The following is a 22,717-nucleotide window of genomic DNA, read 5'->3' as shown; positions in this document are numbered from 1 at the left end:
CGAGGCGCCCCCCCGATGGGGTGATCCGCCCGCCCGGACCCGGGCCCGGGCGCGGCCGCGCACCTACCGTGCGCTGCGGAAGGCTGGACCGACGGCGGGGGAAACGGCGTGGAACTGCGGGACTACGGGACGGCGCTGCGCCGCCACTGGACGACCGGCGTCGGGGTGGTGCTGGCCTGCCTGCTCGCCGCGGTCGTCGTCGTGCTGGCCACGCCGCCCACCTACCGGGCGACGGCGCAGGTGTTCGTCGCGAGCAGCGGGGAGGGCACCAGCGGCGCGCAGTTCGTCAACCAGCGCGTCACCAGCTACCCCGACGTCGCCCGCAGCCGCGCCGTCCTGGACCCCGTCATCGAGGACCTCGGGCTGGACGAGTCCTTCGCCGACCTGCGCGCCCGCGTCGAGGCGTCCAACCCGCTGGAGACCTCCCAGATCGACATCGCCGTCACCGGCCGCGACGCCGCCGAGGCCGCGCGGGTCGCCGACGCCGTCGCTGAGGAGTTCGGCGCGGTCGTCGAGCAGCTCGAGCGGCCGGCCGGCGGCGCCGCGCCGGTCGACCTCACCGTGACCAACCCCGCCACCGTGCCGACGTCGCCCGCCTCGCCGCAGACCGCGCTGCTCATCGGGCTCGCGCTGGTCGTCGGGCTGGCGCTGGGCGCGGCGGCCGCCGTCGTCCGCAGCCGGGTGGACGGCCGGCTGAACTCCGCCGATGACGTCCGCGCGGCGTGGCACGGGGCGGACGACGTCCCGGTGCTGGCCCGCCCGGCCGGCCGTGCCCGGCGCAGCGCGCTGGCCGGCGAGCCGGGAGCCGTCCTGGCCCGGCGGCTGGAGGCGCTGGCCGAGGACCGGCCGGTGTCGGTCGCCCTCGTCTCCTCCTCCCCGGAGCTGACGCCGTGGTCCCTGGTCGAGGAGCTGGCCCAGCGGCTGCGCGCGGCCGGCCTGCCGACGGCGGTCGTGGACCCGGCCGGGGACGACGCGCCCGCCGGGCCCGTCCGGGTCCGGCTGTCGGTGGTCTCCCCGCTCATGGCGTCGCACGACTGGCGCCGGCTCGCCGGCACCACCGACGTGGTCGTCGCCGTCGCCCCTGGGCGGGCGCAGCGGGCCGACCTCGCCGAGCTGGGCACGATCCTGACCGGCGCCGGCATCCGGCCGCTCGCGCTGGTCCTCACCCCGATCCGCTCCGGCGGCGGCACCCCGCAGCCGGTCGCGCACCCCGAGGGGACGCCGGCACTCCCGGCCGCCCCGGTGCCGACGCCGCGCTGAGCGCCGTGACCGGCTCCGCTCCCGTCGCGGCCGGCTCCGCTGTCGCCGCGCCGCCGGCCGACGCGCGGCGTCCGGGTGTGCTGGCGGTCGCGGTCCTGCTCGTCGTCGTCACGGTGGGCTGGCGGCGCGGCGAGTACTTCACCGGGTCGCTGGACCCCGTCGTCCTCGCCAAGGCGGCGCTGAGCGCGGTGGCGCTGGCCGGGGCCTTCCTCCTGGCGTCGTCCGGGCCGCGCCGGCGGGTCGGCACGGCCTGGCTGTGGTGGCTCGGCGCCGTCCTCGGCTGCTCGCTGTTCGGGGCGCTGACCAGCGGCGACCTGGTGGCCGGCGGCACGGTCGCCGTCCGCGTGGCCGTGCTGGGGGCCACCGTGCACCTGCTGCTGCGGGCCGCGCCCGGCGTGCAGGTCCTCACCAGCCTGGCGGTCGCCTGCGGCGCGGTGGCGACCGTCGCCGCCGTCACCGGGCTGCCCACCCTCGCCGAGGGCCGGCTGGCCGGCGGCGTCCCGGCGCTGAGCCCCAACGAGCTGTCCCTGCTGGCCGGGGTGGTCGTCCTGCTGCTGGCCTGGCGCACGGTGCTCGGGCGGGCCGGCTGGGCCGACGCCGTCACGGGCGCGGCCTTCCTCGGGGTCATCTGGGCGACCGAGTCGCGCACCGGCCTGCTCATGCTGCTCGTCGCGGTCGCGGTCATGGCCCTGTACCTGCGCCGCCCGCCGGTCGGGCTGGTGGTCGGCGGCCTCCTCCTCGGCGCGCTGGCGGTGGTCGGGGCGGTCGCGACCGGCGTCGTCAGCGCCTTCGTCACCCGCGACGGGGACGGCGTGGGCACCCTGGAGTCCCGCTTCATCGCCTGGCGGGCCGCGGTGGACCTGCCGCAGACGGCCTGGCAGGACCTGTTCGGCGGGGGCATGGCGCTCAAGGTCATCCCGATCAAGGGCCAGTGGTGGGACGAGCAGCCGCTGGACAGCAGCTGGGTCTCGCTGCTCGTGCAGGCCGGCGTCCTGGGCCTGGCGGTCGGCCTCGGCTGGGTGCTGTGGACCCTGCGCGGCGCGGCCCGGGCGCCGCGGCCGGTGCGGGTCCTCGTCCTCAGCCTGCTGGTCTTCCTCGTCGGGCGCAGCACCGTGGAGAGCGGCATGTTCGACGCGACCCCGGCCTTCCTGCTGCTCGCCGCGGTGTCCGCGCTCACCGAGCGAGGATCGGCCGACCGGCTGGCCGCCGAGGCCGAGGCGCTGCCCGACTGACCTGGCCCGCGGGCTTGCTCATCCGTCCCCGGGACCTGGCCCGGCCGGCATCGCGCCTCTCGCGTCCGACCGTCGCGCCGGTCACGGTGACACCGTGGATTCTCAGCCAGGGCGATCCGGGCCGACTGGGCTCGTGCCCCACCCACGTGCAACAGCAGGAGGCGGAGCGCGAAGCAAGCGCTACTGCACAAGTCCGCACGTGAACTCAGCCGTTGACCTGCGCGCGACGCCGATCTCGGAAGTCGCCTGCGCCGCCGATCGCCGCGTTGGCGCCCGACAAGGCCAGACGAAGAGGTGGGTCGACTCAGAACCAGTCTGCCGAAGACGTGAGTGACGCCGCGGTGATGGCATGGGCGGCACGCTCAACGCCCACCGGTCCCACGGGCTTCGCCTGAGGCCCTACCTGAGGAGGTGGCGCCGGTGACCGCCAAGCCGTTGCACTTCGTGCACCTGCAACCCAAGGACCCCCACAGCGTGGCACGGTGCACACCACCGACGAGCCCGCCACCATTCCAGCCCATAGCGCTGGTGCTCAAGCAGGTGGATCCGCAGCGACTGGGCGATATCGGCCGAGCGGCGCTCACCCTCTTCTCCTCGTTCTGGCAGGACTGGGATCGGACCAAGGAGACCGTCGCCGAGGAGGCCAAGACAGAGGTCGATGCCTTCCTGGGGCGACCCGGTTGGGACACCCAACCCACCACGAGCGCCGACCGACGATTCTCCGGCGACGGACACCTGCCCCGGGGCCGGTACTTCTCGGTGTGCCACTCACCCGACGGGTGGGACGGCGGCACGATGGTCCGGGAACTCACCGCATACCACGACCCGCTCAGGGCAGGCATCCTCGACATCCACGACGTCCAGGACGAGATGAGGGGGGCGGACGCCGCGCACCCCCGCCACGGCGACGACCCACCCGTCTACCTCCTCGACATCCCCGGCTTCCTGCGTGACTCGCATCCGTGGCTGCGACCGTTCGTCGAGGACGGGCACGACGCCGTGGAAGTCGCTCTGCAGGCTTCGGTGACGAACGAGAGCTTCCAACGACTCATCGACCTGCGCATTCCGGCGGTCGCCGAGTGGTTCACGCAGAACCTGACCCGGCTGCGCTGGCTGTCGGCCGACGGCGAGGAGACCGCGGCGTTTCCCCGGAAGCCGCCGCTCGATCGGTTCGTCGATCTCCTGCCTACCCTGCTGGTACAAAGACCCGGCGGCGGCGCTGGCGCTTCGCTCATTGCCGGCCAGTGGCTACGGTGTCTCGGCGCCGACGGCCTGGTGTTCCCCTCGGTTCGCTCGGATGCCTCGGTCACCGTCCGAGGCGGTCAGCTCGAGCGGTCCCGCGGCTGGAACCTCGTCGACTTCCGGGACGCGCCACCCATCCGGCTCACGTCCTGGGACCTGACTTCCGAATGGGTCCGGCACGTCGCCAGCGAGGTTGATGATGAACCGCTGGCGCTGTACTCCGGCGTCACGGTCGAAAGCGGACGACGTCCGTGGCGCCGGAAGGGCTCGTGGCGGGTGCAGGGACTGGAGCAGGTGAACGCGGACTTCCGGACCTTCCGCTCAGCGCTGGCGCTCTACCGGTGGGCGGTTGGCAGTGACCTCTCCCCCGCCTGCGAGGCGGCCCTGACCCGGGCAACAGCCGGGCGGGGACCGGCGGCGGAAAGCCTCGGCCGGCAAGCGGCGGTGTTCATCCGCGCATTGTTCGGCGACGCCGACCTCCAGCAGGGGATCATGACCGCGTACGCCGACCTGGCACCCGAGGACCGCGCACAGATCGACCTGGGCGCGGCATTCCGGGGCATGAAGGACAAACTTGCCGCCATTGCTGCTGAGCGTGGCCGCCATGCCTGATACCTCTTCGGACTCCCGATGACTGCCGGCGGCTCGAGGCCCTCGAGGAGCTGCTGAGCACGGCGGAGGTCCGTCGCCGGCCCCGACCTGCCCGCCGGCCAGCCGCCGCCGGCTCAGTTGCCGGCGGCCCGGAACTTCTCCACGACGTCTGCCTTGATGCGCCCGCGGGCATTGACCTCGATGCCCTGCCCGGCCGCCCACGCGCGTACCGCGGCCGGGTCGTATCCGGCGTAGGCGGGCTTCGCCGTTTGCGCGCTCCGGCGCCCGCCGCCGGTCACCTTCCGCGCAGCGTCAACGTACCGAGAAAGTCCTTCCCGCAGTTCCGCTGCGTTCTCATTCGAGAGGTCGATCTCGTACTCGGTCTTGTCCAGAGCGAACTTCACGGTCGTGTCTGCCGGGTCGCCGGTGAGGTCATCGACCAGGACAACCTGGGTCTTGGTAGCCATAGAGCAAAGACATCAAAGGCGCAGACGGGTTGTCAACTGAATGGAACCCCGCAAGGGTGAGGATGAGCAGACCTCGGCGACGTTCGTCGTCAACGGAGATGGGCAACGGTCAGCCTGAGAGGTGACGGCTCACGACCGATCAGGCGCCGGCCGATCGCGGTTGTCGCTCGCCGGCGGGAACTGACGGCTCGTTGGGGTCCGCCGCCGGGTCCTCAGTCGCCGTGGGTTGCCGCGGGGCGGGTCTTTCAACTCTTCCCCGGAGGCCGCCATGGCACGCCCCTGCAGCGTGTTACGGGCATCGACGACGCGACGCATCGGTCGGCTGGGAGATCCCTTCGCAGCCCCGGGACGGCGCGGTGGGGCCAGGGTCCCTGAGACACCGAAAGACGACGGTGAGGCCCACACGGCCAGGCCGTCACGATCGCGTTCATGGCGGCGCACCGCCGTCCCCAGGCCGCCGCACCGGCAGGTTCGCGCGGCCCGCCAACTCCCCGCACGCCGTCGACTGCGACCGCAACAGGGCTCGTGCCGACCCGCCAGACGCCCGGCCTCCACTCCCCCCACGGCCGTAGCCGGTTCGTCGACCCCGAGCAGCCGACCTGAGCCGCCCCGGGGCCGGTGCCAAAGTGGAGATGTGACCAGCCTCGACGACGTCGCGGCCATCGCCGCCGACGAGCACCACCTCGCGGTCGTCTCCACGCTGCGGGCCGACTCGACCATCCAGGCCTCGGTGGTCAACGCGGGGATCCTCGCCCATCCGGCGACCGGGCGGCCGGCGCTGGCCTTCGTCACCTACGGCCGGGTCAAGCTGGCCAACCTCCGCGCCCGCCCGCAGGTGACCGTCACCTTCCGGCACGGCTGGCAGTGGGCGACGGTGGAAGGACGCGCGCAGGTGGCCGGGCCCGACGACCCGCAGCCGTGGCTGGCCGACGCCGACCGGCTCCGCCTGCTGCTGCGCGCGGTGTTCGCCGCGGCCGGCGGCCGACACGAGAACTGGGAGGAGTACGACCGAGTCATGGCCGAGCAACGGCGCACCGCCGTGCTGATCGATCCGCACCGGATCTACAGCAACGAATAGGCCGCGTCGCAACCGTGCCCCTCGGCCGACAGGCCCCGGCGATCACCGCACCTCGTGCGCCGGGACGGCCTCGACCGGGCCCAGCCGGCGCGAGAGACCCTTCCCCGGGGGAGTGGCTTGCGTCGAGGGGCCGGCCAGCACCCCGCCTCGGGCGATCCACCCACTGCCCGGACATCGACAGTCCCCCGGGGCGGGGATCGAGGGGTGTTCGCCTGGGCGTGGCGCGGAGGCGTGCGATGGGGCCGCACGTCGCCACAGAGGAGAGCGGTAGGTCGGCAGGCACTCGCTCAGCAGGCAGCGGGCCCATTGCCGGCGGATCTCCCGCATCGCGGGTGCGATCGCGCCGGCAGAGCGGGAAGAACGCTGGCACCGGGTCCGCCGTCCGCGGCTCGCAGGTCCCGTCTCATGCGGGGATGAGCACCGAGGCCGGTGCCGTCGACCGCGCCATCGGCACGACGACCGACTGCCGGACGGCGAGGGCCGCGAGCGCCGGGCCGAGCGCCAGGGCCAGCGGCGCCCAGGCCACGCCCCCGGGTGCGAGCAGGACCAGGGCGGCGACCGCGCCCAGCGCGCAGAACTCCAGCGCACGCAGCGCCAGCACGCGGCGCTGGCCGCCGTGCACCGAGGCCAGCGAGGAGTACGGCAGGAGGACCGCGCCGGCGACGGCGTACACCGCCCAGCCCGCGACGGCGGCGGCGGGCACCGCGTAGTCCCCGCCGGTCAGCGCCGGCCCCAGCCACGGCAGCGCGAGCAGCCCGGCAATGCCGACCGCTCCGACCCCCGCGGCCAGCCCCACCGCGGCCCGGTCGGCGACGCGCAGGCTCTCGGCCGGCGGCCGGCCGCGCAGCCCGACGAAGTGCGGCAGCAGGAAGGAGCCGATGCCGGCCACCAGGGTGAGCGTCGGGGCGGTGTAGACCCGGGCGGCCTCCAGCGGCCCGTAGGCCGCGGCCCCCGCCGTCGCGACCACCAGGACGCGCAGCAGGGTCAGCGAGCTGGGGCGGACGGTCTGCGCAGCGGCCCGCCAGACGCCGAAGGAGGCGACGCCGCGCAGGTCCGGACGGCGCCATGGGCCGCGCGGCCGCTCGTCCGACGGCACCCGACACCAGGCCACGACCGCGGCCGACGCCTGGCCCACGAGCAGCGCCACGACGAAGGAGGCGAGGGTGACACCGCCGGTCATCCCGGCGACGCCCAGCGCCGCCAGCGCCCCGGCGAGGCTGGTGAGGTCGACCACCGGGAGCGCCCGGTACCGGCCGGTCGCCATGAGCAGTCGGCGCAGCGTGTCCTCGACGACGAAGGCGGCGCAGGCGGGTCCGAGCAGCAGCCCGGCCCACACCGGCACCAGCCCGCTGGCCAGCGCCGCGGCCGCGCCGGCCAGCCCGACGCCGGTGGAGACCAGCGCCGTCCACACGTGCAGGCCGGCCCGGGTGCCGCGGTCGGCGCGGTCCAGCACGGTCAGCGAGTCGCCGACCAGGCCGCTGCAGACCGCCGTCCCCAGGACCAGCGCGCCGTAGACGAGGGCGAACACCGCCAGCCCACCCGCGCCCAGGAGCCGCGCGGCGGCCACCTGCAGCGCCAGCCCGGCCAGCGCCTGGGTGCCCTGCCCGAGGACCGCCGCGGTCGCGCGGCGGCCCAGCAGCCGGCCGAGCCTCCCCCTCATGACCGGCTCAGTCCCGCGCGGACGCGGACCGCAGCCGCAGGGTGTGCCGGGCCAGCCGGGCCACGACGTGCGCCCGGGTGTCGCGCGGGCTGACGTAGCAGCGCGGCAGCGTGACCCGGTCGCCGGGCCGGTAGTCACCGGTGACGCAGGCGTTGTCGTAGCCCGCGGCCCGGACGGCGTCGGCCGCGGCCTCGTCGTAGGAGCCGTAGGGGTAGCAGAAGCTGGCCACCTCGGCCTGCAGCACGTCCTCCAGCACGCGGCGGCTCTCCCCCACCTCGGCGGCGAGGACGGCCGGGTCGGCGCCGGCCAGCCGGGCGTGGGTCATCGTGTGGCTGCCGACCTCCTGGCCGGCCGCGGCCACGGCGCGCACCTGCTCGGCGTCCATGATGTCGAAGCGCGGGCCGGTGTCCCACTCGTTCTGCCCGCCCATGCGCCCGGCGACGACGTAGACCGTGCCGGTCATCCCGTGCCGCTGCAGCACCGGGACGGCGTGGTCGAGGAAGTCGGTGTAGCCGTCGTCGAAGGTGAGCCCGACCAGCCCCGCCGCCTCGCCGCGGTCGGCCGCGCGCACCAGCTCGGTGAGCGAGACCCCGCGCAGGCCCAGCCGGCGCAGCAGCCGCAGGTGCCGGTCCAGCCGGTCGGGGTGCACGCGCAGCCGGTGCGGGTCGAGCTCGGCCGACGGGCTGATCGAGTGGTACATGAGCACCGGCGGGAGCGGCAGCCGCACCCGGGGCGCGGTCGCGACGCTCACCGGGCGGCTCCGGCCGACGCGGGGGCCTCGAGGGCCGCCAGCGCGCGGCGCAGCGCGGTGCTCGAGGTGTGCATCGTGTACGGGAAGTAGCGGACCTCCACGCCCACGGCGGCGAAGTCGCGCTCGAGCCGCGCGCCCTTGGTGGTGCCCCGCCAGTCGTCACCCTTGAAGATCACGTCGAACCGGACGTCGCGCCAGGTGTCGAGCTTGTCCGGGACCACCTCGGCGTGCACGTCGTCCACGCACCGGATGTTGCGGACGATCTCCATCCGCTCGGCGAGCGGGACGAGCGGCAGCCGGCCCTTCGTCTGCAGCAGCACCTCGTCGGCGACCACGCCGGCGATCAGCCGGTCGCAGTGCGCCGCAGCGTGCTTGAGGATGTTCAGGTGCCCGATGTGGAACAGGTCGTAGGCACCGGGCGCATAGCCGATCACAGGCACGTCAGGAATCCCCCCGTGGACGATGAGTGCACCGAGGAGTCCACCAGCTGCGGTGACGGACCGTCATCACCCGAAGGGGGCCCGTCACCCGTTCGTGGCCGTGACCAGCGCCGCAGCACCGCCGTCCGGTGACTGCGGGTCACTGGTGAGTGCGACGGGTGGTTCGTCCGCGACGGCGCCGAGGGCGGCCACCGCGGCCACCAGCTCGTCCCGGAACCGCTCGGGCGCGTGCCGGCGGCGGGCCTCGGCGGCGTCGGCCAGTGCCGCGGCCCGCGTCGCGTCCCAGTCGGCGGTCAGCCGCTGGACGGCGTCGGCCCACTCCTCGGGCCGGCCGGCGTCCACCGCCTGCGCGGCGGCGTAGCCGGCCGCGGCCTCCCGCAGCCCGCTGTGCGCGCTGACCACCAGCGGCCGGGCGGCGAGCAGCGCCTCCACCGCGGTGTTGCCGAACGACTCGTCGCCCACCGAGGGCACGAGCACGACGTCGGCGGCGGACAGGTGCGGCCAGACGTCGGAGGAGAACCCCGCGAACTCGACCCGGTCGGCCAGGCCGGCCTCGTCGACCGTCCGGCACAGCTCGTCGGCGAACCACTCGTAGCCCTCGAAGACCGAGCCGACGAGGGTCAGCCGGGCGTCGACACCGCGGGCCAGCAGCTCCTGCAGGGTGGCGACGGCGACCTGCGGGCCCTTCCGCGGGGAGAGCCGGCCGACGTAGAGCAGCCGCAGCGGTCCGGTCAGCTCGGCCCGCGCGGGCACCGGTTCCTCTGGTCCGCGGACGGCGTTGCGCACGAGGGTGCTGCGCCCGCGCAGCCGTGGGGCGACCTCGGCGAGGACGTCGAGGGTGAACCGGCTGTTGGCCACCACCCGGTCGGCCAGCGCGGGGCACAGCGCCATCCCGAGCCGCAGCAGCCGCGGGGCGGACTGCTCGGCCTCGTGCACGTGGCACAGCGACCGCCGCCCGGCCAGCCGCGCCAGCAGCGGCCAGGACGGGAGGGTGAGCGTGTTGACGTACACGCCCGCGGCCCCGTGCCGGCGGAGCAGCCGCAGCGCCGGCAGCGTGCCGCGGACGGCGTCGGCGAGCAGCCGCACCGCGCCGCGCGGGCGCAGCGCGGCGTTGCGCAGCACCGGCATGGGGCACAGCTCCACGCGCACCCCGCGGGCCTCCAGCTCCCCGACCAGCGGGCCGGGGCCGGGCACGGCGACCGTGACGGTGAAGCGGCCGGACAGCGCGGTCGCGGACTCCAGCAGCACCCGGTCGGCGCCGTAGAGCTCCGCGCCCGGGTGGACGACCAGCAGCGGCGGCCGCGGGGTGGCGGGCTCCGACGGCGCGCGCGGGGCGGGGACGGTCACCGGGTCAGGCCACCGGTCCGGTGAACAGCAGCAGCGGCGCGCCCGCCTCGTAGCCGACCTCGACCATCACCCGGTCGCGCTGGTCGGCGGGGACGGTGAAGACGTACACGCCCTCGGCCGACTCCCCCGGCTCCACCATCGTGGCGAACGGCCGCCGGGACGGGTCGTCCAGCGGCGAGGCCGGCGTGCGGTCCGGGCCGTAGGCGAGGTTCACCGCGACGCCGCCGAGCGCGACCGGCTCGGCCGTGCCGTTCTCCACCCGCACGGTGACCCGCAGCGCGGGCCCGGCGATGTTGCCCGGGCCGACCGCGGTGCCCTCGATCGCCTCGATGGCCGGCAGCGTCACGACGACGTCGCCGACCGCGCCCTCGGCGTCCAGCGGCACCTCCGGCAGCGTCGGCGGCGCCTCGTCGACGTCCTCGGTCGGGCCGGTGGGCTCCGGCGTCGGGAGCTGCGGCACGACGTCCGGTGCCGTGGTGGCCGTGGTGGCCGCCGGGGCCTCCGTGGGGGTGGCGGTCACGGCCGAGGGCGCGCTCGTCGCCTCGTCGTCGCCACCGAGGACCACCCCGAGCGTGACCAGGGCGGCCAGCACCGCGACGAGGGCCGCGGTGAGCGCCAGCCGGCGCCGCCGGGCCGGGGTCGGAGGGGACGCGGGCGTCCCGGGTTCGGTGCTCATCGCGGCAACCTGCCCATCTCGCGGAACCACTTGACCGAGGCGAGGGCGAGGAAGGCCGCCGCCGCCAGGAAGAGGACGGTGTAGGTCGGGACGAACAGCACGGGCGCCCCGAACAGGACGAAGACGCAGGCCAGCAGGCCGTAGTCGGTCGGCAGCGTCAGCAGCGAGCGGCCCACGCCGACCCGCTGGCCGGTGCGCTGGGCGCGGGTGGGGACCCCGTGCTGGGCCCGCAGCGCCTCGTTGAGCATCGTGCCGAAGTAGGTGACGGCGTCGACGACGCAGTAGCCCAGCGGGACCAGCAGCCAGACGTCGTCGACCACGTCGGCGCGGTACCAGCCGACGAGCACGGCCAGGTGCAGGCCGGAGGCCTTGGCGGCGTCGACCATGTGGTCCAGCCACTCCCCCGCCGGTGAGCCGCCGCCGCGCAGCCGGGCCAGCTGGCCGTCGGCGGCGTCCAGGGCGTAGCCGAGCACCAGGCAGGCGGCCACGGCCAGGCCCATCGGCACCGACGGCGGGGCCAGGGCGAGCAGGGCGACGCCGGTGGCCGTGAACGCGGCGCTGACCGCGGTGACCGCGTTCGGCGTGAGGCCGGCGTGGAAGGCCAGCGCGGCGAACACCCGGCCCAGCGGCCGGTTGACGAAGCGGGAGTAGGCCGGCGCGCCGGTCGCGCCCTTCTGCGCGGCGGTCAGCCGGCGCAGCGTCGTCCGCAGGTCCCCGGCCGGGCGGGCCCCGACGACCGCGGTCACGGCCGCACCGCCGGGAGGTCCTCGACGGCCGGGGCGGGCGCGGGCAGGACGACGACCTCGGCCGGCCGCGGCGCCGGGCGCGGGCCCACCGGCGCGTCGGCCGCGGTCGGCCGGCGGCGACCGGTCGGACGGCGGGCCGGGAAGCGGCGCCCGGCCAGGACACGGGCGAGCTCCTCGTAACCGGCGGCGACCTGGTCCCAGTCGTAGCCGCCGGCCAGCTGGCGGGCGCGCGCCCCCGCGCGGAGAACCCAGGCCGGATCGGCCTCCACGGCGGCGACCTCCCGGGCGACGTCGGCGGGGGTCCGGAAGAAGCGGCCGGCGTCGGCGACGACCTCGCGGTTGAAGTCGACGTCGAAGGCGGTGACGGCCGCGCCGGCGCCGATCGCGCGCAGCAGCGAGGGGTTCGTGCCGCCCACGGAGTGCCCGTGCAGGTAGGTGGCGCAGTTGGCGTAGAGCTGGTCGAGCAGCTCCTGGTCCCAGACCCCGCCGAGGAAGCGCACCCGGTCGTCGGCCAGCGCGTGCACCCGGGCGGTGTACTCGTCGGCGTAGGGCGCCGAGCCCACGACGACCAGCGGCTTGCTGGCGGTGCTGGCGGCGTAGCCCTCGACGATGACGTCGACGTGGTTCTCCGGCTCGAACCGGGCCACCACCAGGTGGTAGCCGCGCGGCTCGAGGCCGAGCTCGGCCAGCCGGTGCGCGCCCGGCTCGATCAGCGGGGCGCCGTAGGTCAGCAGCGTGGTCGGCGCCGCGAAGGCGTCCCGGTAGTAGTCGGCGATGCCCTGGGCGTCGGCGATCAGCACGTCGGACCAGCGGACTGCCAGCGCCTCGGCCGCGCGGTAGTAGCGGCGTCCCGTGCCACCCCACTTTGCGCGCTTCCACTCCAGCCCGTCCACGTGCGTGGCGACCGGGATGTGAGCGGCGCGCAGCGCCGGCAGCAGCGGTGCGTTGGCCGCGTTGAACAGGATGGCCGCGTCGGTGCGGTGGACCAGCAGGTGGCGGACCGACAGGGCGGTGTGGCTCAGGGTCTCCAGCGAGCGGCGGCGCGCGGCCGGCAGGTGCACCAGCTCCATGCCCAGGTGCTCGGCCGGCTGTGGCTCGGAGGCCCCCGGGACCGTGCGGCAGTACACGACCACCCGGTGCCCGCCGTCGGCGAGCCGGCGGCCGATCTCCTCGACGGCGGTCTCGAAGCCGCCGTACCGGGCCGGCACGCCGCGCGTGCCGACCATGGCGATGCTCAAGCGGTCCATTCGGGCCTCCGTCTACGTCCGTGCGGGCGAACGACGTGTGCGTGCAGGACGCACGCATCTCGTCGCCCTGGGTGAGCATTGACCGGCGTGGAGCCGGGCGGGAGGTCTGCGGGGGGTGGACTCACCCCCACGGGGCACGCGGCGGCCCCGGCGGTGACGCTCAGTAGGCCCCGGAGCTGCTGGCGACGGCGCGGACGGTCTTGACGAGGATCAGCAGGTCCATGGCCAGCGACCAGTTCTCGACGTAGCGCAGGTCCAGGCGCACCGACTCCTCCCACGACAGGTCGGAGCGGCCGGAGATCTGCCACAGACCGGTGAGGCCGGGCTTGACCAGCAGCCGGCGGCTGACCGAGGTGTCGTAGCGGGCGACCTCGCCGGGCAGCGGCGGGCGTGGGCCGACCAGCGACATGGAGCCGCCGAGGACGTTGAACAGCTGGGGCAGCTCGTCCAGCGACAGCCGGCGCAGCACCCGGCCGACGGGGGTGACCCGCGGGTCCACCCGCATCTTGAACAGCAGCCCGTCGGAGATGTTCTGCGCCCGCAGGGTGTCGACCTGGCGGTCGGCGTCGACGACCATGCTGCGGAACTTGAGCATCGTGAAGGCCTGCCCGTTCACCCCCACCCGCTCCTGGCGGTAGAGCACCGGGCCGGGGCTGGTGACCGTCACGGCCACGGCGATGGCGAGCAGGACCGGGGCGAGCAGGAGCAGCGCCAGGGCGGCGACCGCGCGGTCCAGGCCGCCCTTGACGACGCGCTGCCACCCCTCGAACCGCGGCTGCTCGACCGACAGCAGCGGCAGCCCCTCGAACGGGCGGATGTGCAGGCGGGGGCCGGCGACCTCGATCAGGCCCGGCGCCACGAGCAGCTCGATGCCGGTGCCCTCCAGCTGCCAGGACAGCGAGCGCAGGTACTGCGAGGCGGTCTCGCTGGCGGAGGTGACCGCGATCGTGTCGGCGCCGAGGTGCCCGGCCAGCGTCAGGACGTCGTCCAGCCCGCCGACGGGGACGCCGGCGGTCCGGGCCACCCGGTCTCGGTCGTCGGGGGTCACGCAGGCGGCGACGACCTCCAGGCCGGCGAACTGCTCGCGGCGCAGCCGCTCGACCAGCTCGAGGGCGGCCGTGCTGCGGCCCACGACGACGACCCGCTTGGTGCAGCGGCCCTGGGCGCGCAGGCCGCGCAGCGCGCACCGGGCGGCGAAGCGTCCCAGCAGGGTGCCGAGGGTCAGCGTCGGGACGGCGCCGACGACCAGGGCCCGGCTGAGGTCGAGGTCGGCGGCGTAGGAGGCGAACCCGGCGACGGCGAGCAGGAGGAACCCGGCCCGCCCGACGGCGCGGTACTCGTCGCTCCCGGTGCCGAAGACCCGCTCGGCGTGGGCGCCGGTGGCGTGCAGCAGGACGGGCCAGACGACGACCAGCCCCACGCTGGCCCAGAACAGCGAGGTGGTGGGCGAGGCGTCGGGATGGGTGCCGAGCACCACCACCCCCGCCACCGCGGCGGCCACGACCTCGAAGGCGGTGAGGGCGCGCGAGTAGCGGCCGGCCCACGGGGCGCGGCCGGCCCGCAGCCGGGGCCGGCGCACGGTGGACGGCGGTGTGGCCAGAGCGCGGGACGCCGTCCCGAGACGGACGGCAGAGTGGTCGAGCAGCACGGTTCCCCCCGGACACGTGTGACAACGTGTAGTCGGCGTCACCCGTGCGAGGACGATGACTTGCCTGTCACCAGGGAGTTCGTCCGAGCCCCAGGCCTGACGCCGCAACGACCATCACAGCGCGTCACGGACGGGTCAATGCGAGGCGGACCTGTTCACCCGATCGGGACGGCGACTCACCCACCCGTGCCGGGGTCAGCTGCGGGGGTGGACCAGGTTCTGCGCGGGCTCGAGGCCCAGCGTCAGGAGCTCCTCCGTCGCGTCGGCCGCCTCGGCGATCAGCAGGTCGAGCTCCTTGCGCTCGGTGGCCGAGAAGTCCTTGAGCACGAAGTCGGCGGGGTCCTGGCGGCCGGGCGGGCGGCCGATGCCGACGCGCACCCGGAGGTAGTCCCTGGTGCCGGTGGCGCGGGAGACCGACCGGAGGCCGTTGTGGCCGCCCTCGCCGCCGCCGCGCTTGAGCCGCACGCTGGCGAAGGGGATGTCGAGCTCGTCGTGCACCACGACGAGGTCGGTGACCGGGATGGAGTGGTAGTCCAGCAGGCCGCGGACGGGGCCGCCGGACTCGTTCATGTAGGTCGTGGGCCGGGCCAGCACGACGCGGCGACCGGCCAGCCGGCCCTCGCCGATGAGGGTGCGCGCCCGCTTGCCCTTGCCCGGGGACAGCTTCACCCCGGCGCGGGCGGCGAGCTCGTCGAGCACCATCGCGCCGACGTTGTGCCGGTTGCGGGCGTAGCTGGGCCCGGGGTTGCCGAGCCCGACGACGAGGAACGGGCCCTCGGACACGACCGCAGGGGCGCCGGCGTCGCCGGCGCCCCTGCGGGGAGTGATCTCGCTCAGGGTGGACCTCAGCCCTTCTCGGCCGACTCCATGGACTCGCCGCTGCCCTGGGTCTGCGGCTCGGACACGACGTCGCCCTGGCCGGCGCCCTCCTCGGCCGGCGCGGACTCCTCGCGCTCGATGCCGGCCTCGGCCTCGGCCTCGGCGAGCTCGGCCTCGAGGGCCTCGGCGGTGGGCGCACCGAGGAAGCCGATGACGAGCGCCTCGGCGTCGGTGACCAGCGTGGCGCCGGCGGGCAGCGCGATGTCACCCGCGGTGATGTTCTGCCCGGCGGTGTGACCGGTGACGTCGACCTCGATGGACTCGGGCAGGTGGGTCGCCTCGGCCTCGATCGAGATGGTGTTGAGCTGGTGGTTCGGGATCGCGTCCACACCGGGCTGGCCCACGATGACGATCGGGACGTCCACGACGGTCTTCTCCCCACGGCGCACGAGGAGCAGGTCGACGTGCTCGTGGACGCGGGTCAGCGGGTCGCGCTGCACGGACTTGGTGAGCGCCAGCTGCTCCTTGCCGTCGAGGACGACGGTCAGCAGCACGTTCGAGCCGCCGTTGCGCAGCGCCGCGGCGAACTCGCGGGCCGGCAGCGACAGGTGGACGACGTCCTGGCCGTGCCCGTAGAGGACGGCGGGGACGCGGCCGGCCCGGCGGGTGCGGCGGGCGCTGCCCTTGCCGAACTCGGTGCGGGCCTCGGCGACGAGGCGGAAGTCAGCCACGGTGGTGTGCTCCTCGGGGAGGTGGATCGGGTCGGTGGCCGGCACACGGCGCGGCACGCCCGTCGAGGGGCACTACCCCACAGGAGCGTGGCACGTCGATCACGGAGCAGAGCTCCCTCGCCGGGCAACCGCATCAGAGTACCTGACCCCGGCTCGACGCCGAGCCGGGGTGGACCGGTCGCGGGGGCCCGAGGGTCTCCCGACCGGGACACGGGCAGCGGCTCAGCGGCAGCCGGGAACGGCACCTGGTGGCGGTGTCGCACCCGAGTGGGGGCCGGAGGCTCCCGCGAAGGGTGCGACGGCTGGGCTCAACGGCAGCCGGGAACGGCACCTGGTGGCGGTGTCGCACCCGAGTGGGGGCCGGAGGCTCCCGCGAAGGGTGCGACGGCTGGGCTCAACGGCAGCCGGGAACGGCACCTGGTGGCGGTGTCGGCCGGTAGGCCGACGGTTAGGACGCGCCGTCGAAGAGGCTCGTCACCGAGCCGTCCTCGAAGACCTCCTTGATCGCCCGCGCGAGCAGCGGGGCGATGGACAGGACGGTGAGCTTGTCGAACTGGCGCTCGGGCTCGATGGGCAGCGTGTTGGTCACGATGACCTCGCTGACGCGGCTGTTCTTCAGCCGGTCGACCGCGGGGCCGGAGAGGACGCCGTGGGTGGCGCACACGATGACGTCGGCGGCCCCGGCGTCGAACAGCGTCTCGGCGGCCTTCACGATCGTGCCGCCGGTGTCGATCATGTCGTCGACGAGGATGCAGACGCGGCCCTCGACCTCACCGACGACGCGGTTGGCGACCACCTCGTTGGGCCGCATCGGGTCGCGGGTCTTGTGGATGAAGGCCAGCGGGACGCCGCCCAGCTTGTCGCTCCACCGCTCGGAGACCCGCACCCGCCCGGAGTCCGGCGACACCACGGTGATCTCGCGGTCGCCCCAGCGCTCCTTGACGTGGTCGACGAGCAGGTCGAGGGCGAACAGGTGGTCGACCGGGCCGTCGAAGAAGCCCTGGATCTGCGCCGTGTGCAGGTCGACGGTCATCAGCCGGTCGGCGCCGGCGGTCTTGAACATGTCGGCGACCAGGCGCGCGGAGATGGGCTCGCGGCCGCGGTGCTTCTTGTCCTGCCGGGCGTAGGGGAAGAACGGGACGACGACGGTGATCCGCTTGGCCGACGCCCGCTTGGCGGCGTCGACCATGAGCAGCTGCTCCATGAGCCAGGTGTTGATCGGCGCGGCGTGGCTCTGGACGATGAAGGCGTCCGAGCCGCGTACCGACTCCTCGAAACGGACGAAGAGCTCACCGTTGGCGAACTCGTAGGCCGCCGTGGGCGTGGGCGACACGCCGAGGTGCCCGGCGATCTCCTCGGCCAGCTCGGGGAAGGCGCGGCCGGAGAAGAGCATCAGGCTCTTGCTCGTGGTCTGCCGGATAACGCTCATCGGCTCGTACACCCCTGCTCGTCGCGTTCGTCGGGCCGACCGGCGGCGCTACTCGGACGCGTCCGCGCGAGTGTCGGCCGCCGCCCCGGCCCCTGCTTCCCCGGCCGCCTCGGCGGCCCTCGCGGCAGCCGTCCCGGGACGACGCCGCCGTACCCAGCCTGCCACATTCCGCTGCCGCGCCCGCGCGACACCCATGGCGCCCGGGGGGACGTCGGTGGTGATCACCGAGCCGGCCGCGGTGTAGGCGCCGTCCCCCACGGTGACCGGCGCGACGAGCATCGTGTCCGAGCCGATGCGCACGTGGTCGCCGACCCGGGTGTGGTGCTTCTCGACGCCGTCGTAGTTCACGAACACCGTCGCCGCCCCGATGTTCGCGCCCCGGCCGATGGTGGCGTCCCCGACGTAGGACAGGTGCGGCACCTTGGAGTCCTCGCCGACCTGCACGTTCTTGGTCTCGACGAACGCGCCCACCTTCGCCCCGGCGGCCAGCCGGGTGCCCGGGCGCAGGTAGCTGAACGGGCCGACGGTGGCCCGCGGGCCGACGACCGCGCCGAGGACGTGCGACCGGACCACGCTCGCCCCCTCCTCCACCGCGGTGTCGACGAGGGTGGTGTCCGGTCCGACGACGGCGCCGGTGGCCACCGACGTCGTCCCCCGCAGGTGGACGCCGGGCTCGAGCAGCGCGTCGGGCGCGACGGTGACCGTGACGTCGACCCAGGTGGTGGCCGGGTCGACCACGGTCACGCCGGACCGCATCAGCTCGTCGAGGACGCGGTCGTTGAGCGTGCGGCGGCGCGCCGCGAGCTCGCGACGGTCGTTGCAGCCCAGGACGTCGACCGGGTCCTCGGCGGGCGCGCCGCCGACCGGGGCGCCCTCGGCGACCAGCAGGCCGAGGACGTCGGTGAGGTACTGCTCGCCCTGGTCGTTGTCCTCGCCGAGGGAGCCCAGCGCCCGGCGCAGCGCAGCGGCCTCGCCGACGTAGACGCCGGCGTTGACCTCGCGGATCGTCCGCTGCTCGGGCGTGGCGTCGCGCTCCTCGACGATGGCCCGCACCGCACCGTCGGCGTCCCGCACGATCCGGCCCAGGCCCGTCGGGTCGTCGACCTCGGCGGTGAGCACCGTGAGCACGTTGCCCGCCGCGCGGTGCGCCTCGAGCAGGGCTGCGACCGTCTCGAGCCGCAGCAGCGGGGCGTCGCCGTTGACCAGCAGGACCGGGCCCTCGAGGTCGGGGACGGCGGCCAGCGCGACCGCCGCCGCGTGCCCGGACCCGTTCTGCTCCTCCTGGAACACCGGCTGCGCGCCGGGCGCGACCTGCGCCAGGTGCTCCTCGACGACCTCCCGACCGGCCCCGACCACCACGAGGGTGTGCCGGGCGGCCAGCGGCGCGGTCGCGGCCAGCACGTGGCCGAGCATGCTGCGCCCGCCGAGCGCGTGCAGCACCTTGGGCGTCGCGGACTTCATGCGGGTGCCCTGCCCGGCGGCGAGGACGACGACGGCGGCGATGCCGCCCTCGGGAGCAGGACCCGGCTGGGGCGGAACGGTCACGGATCTCCTCGGCCTCGGGCGACGGTCGTTGCTGGGGGACTCGGACTCGAACCGAGACTTCCCGGCTCCAAAGGCCGGCGGGCTGCCGATTACCCCATCCCCCACTGCGGGCGGCGTGGACGCCGGGCCGGCGTCCCCAGGGAGCCTAGGCGCCCGCCCCGCGGGTCACCCGCCTGCCGAGCGGGGCTCCCTACGGTGACGTAGCTTACGGTCCCGTACCGGTACGGCGGCCTCGCCGGACCGCATGACGCGACCTGGAGGCCGCTTGTCCGCTCCTGCCAGCACCCGGCCCACGGCCCCGGTCCTCCGGCCGGCCGACCCCGATGCCGGGCTCCCGGCGAACGCCTTCGGCAAGGAGAAGGGGGCACTGGAGCAGGTCACGCTCTACGTCTTCGTCGTCGTGCCGTTCCTGGCCCTCGCCGCCGTCGTCCCCGCCGTCTGGGGCTGGGGGCTGTCCTGGCTCGACGTGGGCCTGGCCGTCGGCTTCTACTCGCTCACCCTGCTGGGCATCACCGTCGGCTACCACCGGCACTTCACCCACGGCTCGTTCAAGGCCGTCCGGCCGCTGCGGATCGCGCTGGCCGTCGTCGGCTGCATGGCCATCCAGGGGCCGGTCGTGCAGTGGGTGGCCGACCACCGCCGGCACCACGCCTTCTCCGACCGCGAGGGCGACCCGCACTCGCCCTGGCGGTACGGCACCGACGCCCGCGCCCTGCTCAAGGGCATGTGGCACGCCCACCTGGGCTGGCTGTTCGACCGCCGGCAGACCAACGCCGAGCGCTACGCCCCCGACCTGATCAGGGACGCCGGCCTGCGCCGCACCAGCCGGCTGTTCGTCGTGTGGGCGTTCCTCAGCCTGGCGCTGCCGGCCGTCGTCGGTGGCCTGGTCACGGCGAGCTGGACCGGGGCGTGGACGGCGTTCTTCTGGGCCGGGCTGGTGCGGGTGGCGCTGCTGCACCACGTGACCTGGTCGATCAACTCGGTGTGCCACGTCGTCGGGGACCGGCCGTTCGCCTCCCGCGACCGCGCGACCAACTTCTGGCCGCTGGCGATCCTCAGCGCCGGCGAGTCCTGGCACAACCTGCACCACGCCGACCCCACCTGCGCCCGGCACGGCGTGCTGCGCGGGCAGGTCGACATCAGCGCCCGGGTGATCTGGGTCTTCGAGAAGCTGGGCTGGGCGCACGGCGTCAAGTGGCCCGACCCGGTCCGGCTGGCGGCCAAGCGGCGGCTGCCGGCGACGGCCGCGTCCTGAGCGACCCCGCGCGGGGCACGGTGGGGGCCGCGCCCGGCAGCGGGGCGCGGCCCCGGGTCCGGATGACCGGCGCGCAGCGGCGGGAGCAGCTGCTCGACGTCGGCCGGGAGGTGTTCGCCCAGCGGGGCTACGACGGCACCTCCATCGAGGAGCTCGCCGCGCGCGCCGAGGTCAGCAAGCCCGTGGTCTACGAGCACTTCGGCGGCAAGGAGGGCCTCTACACGGTCGTCGTCGACCGGGAGATGCAGCGGCTGCTCGACCGCTTCGCCTCCGCGCTGGCCGCCGGCGGCCGCCCGCGGGACCTGCTGGAGCGCGCCGCCCTGGTGCTGCTGGACTACATCGAGGAGGACACCGCCGGCTTCCGGGTGCTCTCCCGCGACTCCCCGGTCGGCGGCTCACCCGGCGGCTGCGCGTCCCTCGTCGGCGAGGTGGCCCGCAGGGTGGAGCACGTCCTGGGGGCGCAGTTCGCGGCCCGCGGCCACGACCCGGCGCTGGCCGAGCTGTACAGCCAGGCCCTGGTCGGGATGGTCGCCCTGGTCGGCCAGTGGTGGCTGGAGCGGCGCTCCCCCGGCAAGGAGGAGGTCGCCGCCCGCCTGGTGGACCTGGCCTACGACGGCCTGGCGCACCTGCAGCTCTCCTCCGGTCGCCGTCCCCGCGGCTGAGCTTCAGCCGACGAGCCGCGCGCCCGGCACCGGCCCGTGCACCGCGCGGACGGTGCGGTAGACGCCCTCCCCGGCCAGCGCCGCGGTCAGCCGGACGGCGGAGTCCTCGTCCTCGGCGAGGGCGGCCACCGTCGGGCCGGACCCGCTGACCAGCGCCGCCGCCGCACCGGCCCCGGTCGCGGCCCGCAGCGCCCGCCGCAGGTCCGGCCGCAGCGAGAGCGCCGGGGGCTGCAGGTCGTTGCCGAGGGCGGCGGCGAGCGCGGCCACCGGCCCGCTGCGCAGCGCCGCGATCACCGGGTCGGGCGAGGACAGCTCCTCGCCGGCGGGCACCCGGCCCTCGGCCCGCAGCCGGTCCAGCTCGGCGTAGACCGCCGGCGTGGACAGCCCCTCGCCGGCGATGCCGAGCACCCAGTCCCAGCGGCGGCGGGCCAGCACCGGGGACAGCTGCTCACCGCGGCCGGAGCCCAGGGCCACCCCGCCGAGCAGGCTGAAGGGGACGTCGCTGCCCAGCCGGGCGGCGAGCGCGGTCAGCTCGCCACGGGTGGCGCGGGTCCCCCAGAGCGCGTCGAGGGCGACCAGGGCGGCGGCGGCGTCCGCGCTGCCCCCGGCCAGCCCGGCGGCCGCGGGGATCGACTTGTGGATGGTGACGGCGGCGTCGGCCGGCACCCCGGCTCGCTCGGCCAGCAGCTCGGCGGCCCGCCAGACGAGGTTGCGGCGGTCGGTGGGGACGGCGTCCGGCCCGGTGCCCGTCGTCCCCTCGCCGGTCACGGACAGGGAGAGCCCGTCGCCGGGGCGCACGGTGACCGTGTCGAACAGCGAGACGGCCAGGTAGACGGTGCGCAGCTCGTGGAACCCGTCGGAGCGCAGCGGCCCGACCGCCAGGTGCACGTTGACCTTGGCGGGGGCGCGGGCGACGACGGCGCCGCCGCCGGCCAGCCGGCCGGGTCCGCCGGGCGAGGACCAGCTCACGGGCTCTCCTCGCCGGCGCTCGTCGGCAGCGCTCGCTGTGCTCCTGTGTCCATGCGTGAGTGCGCGAGCTCGTTCACGTCGCGTCCACGGGGTCGGTCGCGGCCAGCCGGGCGAAGTCGGCGATCGACAACTGCTCGCCGCGGGTGGTCGGCTCGATGCCGGCGGCGCGCAGCCGGGCCTCGGCGGCGGTGGCACTGCCGGCCCAGCGGGCCAGCGCGGCGCGCAGCCCCTTGCGACGGGTGGCGAAGGCGGCGTCGACCACGGCGAAGGTCGCGGCGCGGTCGCCGGATGGCGGCGGACGGCGGTCGAGCGCCACCAGGCCCGAGTCGACGTTGGGCTCGGGCCAGAAGACCCGCCGCCCGACGTTGCCGGCCCGGCGCACCTCGCCGTACCAGGCGGCCTTGGCCGACGGCACTCCGTAGGCGGCCGAGCCCGGGGCCGCGGCGAGACGCTCGGCGACCTCGGCCTGGACGAGGACCAGCGCGCGCCGCAGCGTCGGCAGCAGCTCGAGCAGGTGCAGCAGGACGGGCACCGCCACGTTGTACGGCAGGTTGGCCACGAGCGCCGTCGGAGCCGGCCCCGGGAGGTCGCGGACGCGCAGCGCGTCGGCCTCGACCACGGTGAGCCGTCCGGCCGACTCCGGGGCGCGCTCGGCCACCGTGCGCGGCAGCAGCGCGGCCAGCCGGGGGTCGATCTCGACGGCGGTGACGTGCGCGGCGACGGGGAGCAGCCCCAGGGTGAGCGAGCCGAGCCCGGGGCCCACCTCCAGGACGACGTCCTCGGGGGTGAGCTCCGCGGTCCGCACGATCCGCCGGATGGTGTTGGCGTCGTGCAGGAAGTTCTGCCCGAGGGTCTTGGTCGGACGCAGCTCGAGCTGCTGGGCCAGGTCGCGGATGGCGGCCGGGCCCAGCAGCCCGGAGGT

General features: G+C 75.4%; 21 protein-coding genes and 1 tRNA gene. 6 read left to right on the top strand and 16 right to left on the bottom strand.

Annotated features, from left to right (window positions below; translation table 11 throughout):
* Positions 1 to 108: 108 nt before the first annotated feature.
* From ACI78Z_RS05720 to ACI78Z_RS05710, 3 genes are all read left to right on the top strand, one after another.
* Positions 109 to 1,260 (top strand): YveK family protein, encoded by a 1,152-nt coding sequence (locus ACI78Z_RS05720; protein WP_457035562.1) that lies wholly within the window; start codon positions 109 to 111, stop codon positions 1,258 to 1,260.
* A 5-nt stretch (positions 1,261 to 1,265) separates the two neighbouring features.
* Positions 1,266 to 2,492, top strand: a complete 1,227-nt coding sequence (locus ACI78Z_RS05715; protein WP_457035561.1) for a hypothetical protein — start codon at positions 1,266 to 1,268, stop codon at positions 2,490 to 2,492.
* A gap of 420 nt (positions 2,493 to 2,912) precedes the next feature.
* Positions 2,913 to 4,346, top strand: coding sequence for a hypothetical protein (locus ACI78Z_RS05710; protein ID WP_457035560.1), 1,434 nt, complete (start codon positions 2,913 to 2,915; stop codon positions 4,344 to 4,346).
* Positions 4,347 to 4,459: 113 nt separating this feature from the next.
* On the opposite strand, the gene ACI78Z_RS05705 is transcribed toward ACI78Z_RS05710, so the two are convergent.
* Positions 4,460 to 4,792 (bottom strand): histone-like nucleoid-structuring protein Lsr2, encoded by a 333-nt coding sequence (locus tag ACI78Z_RS05705; protein WP_457035559.1) that lies wholly within the window; start codon positions 4,790 to 4,792, stop codon positions 4,460 to 4,462.
* Between the two features lie 634 nt (positions 4,793 to 5,426).
* Between ACI78Z_RS05705 and ACI78Z_RS05700 the strand changes: the two genes are divergently transcribed.
* Complete coding sequence (locus ACI78Z_RS05700) at positions 5,427 to 5,870, top strand: TIGR03618 family F420-dependent PPOX class oxidoreductase (protein ID WP_457035558.1); 444 nt, start codon at positions 5,427 to 5,429, stop codon at positions 5,868 to 5,870.
* A 403-nt stretch (positions 5,871 to 6,273) separates the two neighbouring features.
* Here the strand turns inward: ACI78Z_RS05700 and ACI78Z_RS05695 are convergent, their stop codons facing one another.
* The 13 genes from ACI78Z_RS05695 to ACI78Z_RS05635 form a co-directional block, all read right to left on the bottom strand.
* Positions 6,274 to 7,530: an oligosaccharide flippase family protein gene (locus ACI78Z_RS05695; protein ID WP_457035557.1), complete on the bottom strand. Its 1,257-nt coding sequence runs from the start codon at positions 7,528 to 7,530 to the stop codon at positions 6,274 to 6,276.
* Positions 7,531 to 7,537: 7 nt separating this feature from the next.
* Positions 7,538 to 8,281: a polysaccharide deacetylase family protein gene (locus ACI78Z_RS05690; protein ID WP_457035556.1), complete on the bottom strand. Its 744-nt coding sequence runs from the start codon at positions 8,279 to 8,281 to the stop codon at positions 7,538 to 7,540.
* Positions 8,278 to 8,721: an adenylyltransferase/cytidyltransferase family protein gene (locus tag ACI78Z_RS05685; RefSeq protein WP_457035555.1), complete on the bottom strand. Its 444-nt coding sequence runs from the start codon at positions 8,719 to 8,721 to the stop codon at positions 8,278 to 8,280. The genes ACI78Z_RS05690 and ACI78Z_RS05685 overlap by 4 nt, the downstream gene beginning before the upstream one ends.
* Positions 8,722 to 8,805: 84 nt before the next feature.
* A complete protein-coding gene (locus tag ACI78Z_RS05680; RefSeq protein ID WP_457035554.1) occupies positions 8,806 to 10,068 on the bottom strand; it encodes a glycosyltransferase family 4 protein in 1,263 nt (420 codons plus the stop codon).
* Between the two features lie 4 nt (positions 10,069 to 10,072).
* Positions 10,073 to 10,744 carry a hypothetical protein gene (locus ACI78Z_RS05675; protein ID WP_457035553.1) on the bottom strand — a complete coding sequence of 224 codons (672 nt, stop codon included), beginning with the start codon at positions 10,742 to 10,744 and terminating at the stop codon, positions 10,073 to 10,075.
* Positions 10,741 to 11,490 (bottom strand): CDP-alcohol phosphatidyltransferase family protein, encoded by a 750-nt coding sequence (locus tag ACI78Z_RS05670; RefSeq protein ID WP_457035552.1) that lies wholly within the window; start codon positions 11,488 to 11,490, stop codon positions 10,741 to 10,743. Before ACI78Z_RS05670 ends, ACI78Z_RS05675 begins: the two co-directional genes overlap by 4 nt.
* Positions 11,487 to 12,737, bottom strand: coding sequence for a DUF1972 domain-containing protein (locus tag ACI78Z_RS05665; protein WP_457035551.1), 1,251 nt, complete (start codon positions 12,735 to 12,737; stop codon positions 11,487 to 11,489). The genes ACI78Z_RS05670 and ACI78Z_RS05665 overlap by 4 nt, the downstream gene beginning before the upstream one ends.
* A 160-nt stretch (positions 12,738 to 12,897) precedes the next feature.
* Positions 12,898 to 14,385: a sugar transferase gene (locus ACI78Z_RS05660; RefSeq protein WP_457035550.1), complete on the bottom strand. Its 1,488-nt coding sequence runs from the start codon at positions 14,383 to 14,385 to the stop codon at positions 12,898 to 12,900.
* Between the two features lie 195 nt (positions 14,386 to 14,580).
* Positions 14,581 to 15,168 (bottom strand): aminoacyl-tRNA hydrolase, encoded by a 588-nt coding sequence (pth, locus tag ACI78Z_RS05655; RefSeq protein WP_457035549.1) that lies wholly within the window; start codon positions 15,166 to 15,168, stop codon positions 14,581 to 14,583.
* Between the two features lie 62 nt (positions 15,169 to 15,230).
* A complete protein-coding gene (locus ACI78Z_RS05650; protein WP_457035548.1) occupies positions 15,231 to 15,935 on the bottom strand; it encodes a 50S ribosomal protein L25/general stress protein Ctc in 705 nt (234 codons plus the stop codon).
* 448 nt (positions 15,936 to 16,383) lie between these two features.
* Positions 16,384 to 17,364 (bottom strand): ribose-phosphate diphosphokinase, encoded by a 981-nt coding sequence (locus ACI78Z_RS05645; protein WP_457035547.1) that lies wholly within the window; start codon positions 17,362 to 17,364, stop codon positions 16,384 to 16,386.
* A gap of 48 nt (positions 17,365 to 17,412) precedes the next feature.
* Positions 17,413 to 18,909 carry a bifunctional UDP-N-acetylglucosamine diphosphorylase/glucosamine-1-phosphate N-acetyltransferase GlmU gene (gene glmU, locus ACI78Z_RS05640; RefSeq protein WP_457035546.1) on the bottom strand — a complete coding sequence of 499 codons (1,497 nt, stop codon included), beginning with the start codon at positions 18,907 to 18,909 and terminating at the stop codon, positions 17,413 to 17,415.
* 31 nt (positions 18,910 to 18,940) lie between these two features.
* Positions 18,941 to 19,013: transfer RNA gene (locus tag ACI78Z_RS05635), tRNA-Gln, on the bottom strand.
* 161 nt (positions 19,014 to 19,174) lie between these two features.
* On the opposite strand from ACI78Z_RS05635, the gene ACI78Z_RS05630 reads away from it, so the two are divergent.
* Both ACI78Z_RS05630 and ACI78Z_RS05625 read left to right on the top strand, forming a co-directional pair.
* Positions 19,175 to 20,164 (top strand): acyl-CoA desaturase, encoded by a 990-nt coding sequence (locus tag ACI78Z_RS05630; protein WP_457035545.1) that lies wholly within the window; start codon positions 19,175 to 19,177, stop codon positions 20,162 to 20,164.
* 62 nt (positions 20,165 to 20,226) lie between these two features.
* Positions 20,227 to 20,826, top strand: a complete 600-nt coding sequence (locus ACI78Z_RS05625; RefSeq protein ID WP_457035544.1) for a TetR family transcriptional regulator — start codon at positions 20,227 to 20,229, stop codon at positions 20,824 to 20,826.
* A 3-nt stretch (positions 20,827 to 20,829) separates the two neighbouring features.
* Here ACI78Z_RS05625 and ACI78Z_RS05620 read toward each other — a convergent pair whose 3' ends face one another.
* Together ACI78Z_RS05620 and rsmA are read right to left on the bottom strand one after the other, a co-directional pair.
* Positions 20,830 to 21,795 carry a 4-(cytidine 5'-diphospho)-2-C-methyl-D-erythritol kinase gene (locus tag ACI78Z_RS05620; RefSeq protein WP_457035543.1) on the bottom strand — a complete coding sequence of 322 codons (966 nt, stop codon included), beginning with the start codon at positions 21,793 to 21,795 and terminating at the stop codon, positions 20,830 to 20,832.
* A 73-nt stretch (positions 21,796 to 21,868) separates the two neighbouring features.
* The gene (gene rsmA / locus ACI78Z_RS05615) at positions 21,869 to 22,600 is read right to left on the bottom strand and encodes a 16S rRNA (adenine(1518)-N(6)/adenine(1519)-N(6))-dimethyltransferase RsmA (RefSeq protein ID WP_457035542.1); all 732 of its coding nucleotides are present in this window, start codon (positions 22,598 to 22,600) and stop codon (positions 21,869 to 21,871) included.
* Positions 22,601 to 22,717: the final 117 nt, after the last annotated feature.

The organism is Geodermatophilus sp. SYSU D01176 (genome assembly GCF_054050015.1).
This window is presented reverse-complemented; position numbering and strand designations above follow the sequence as displayed.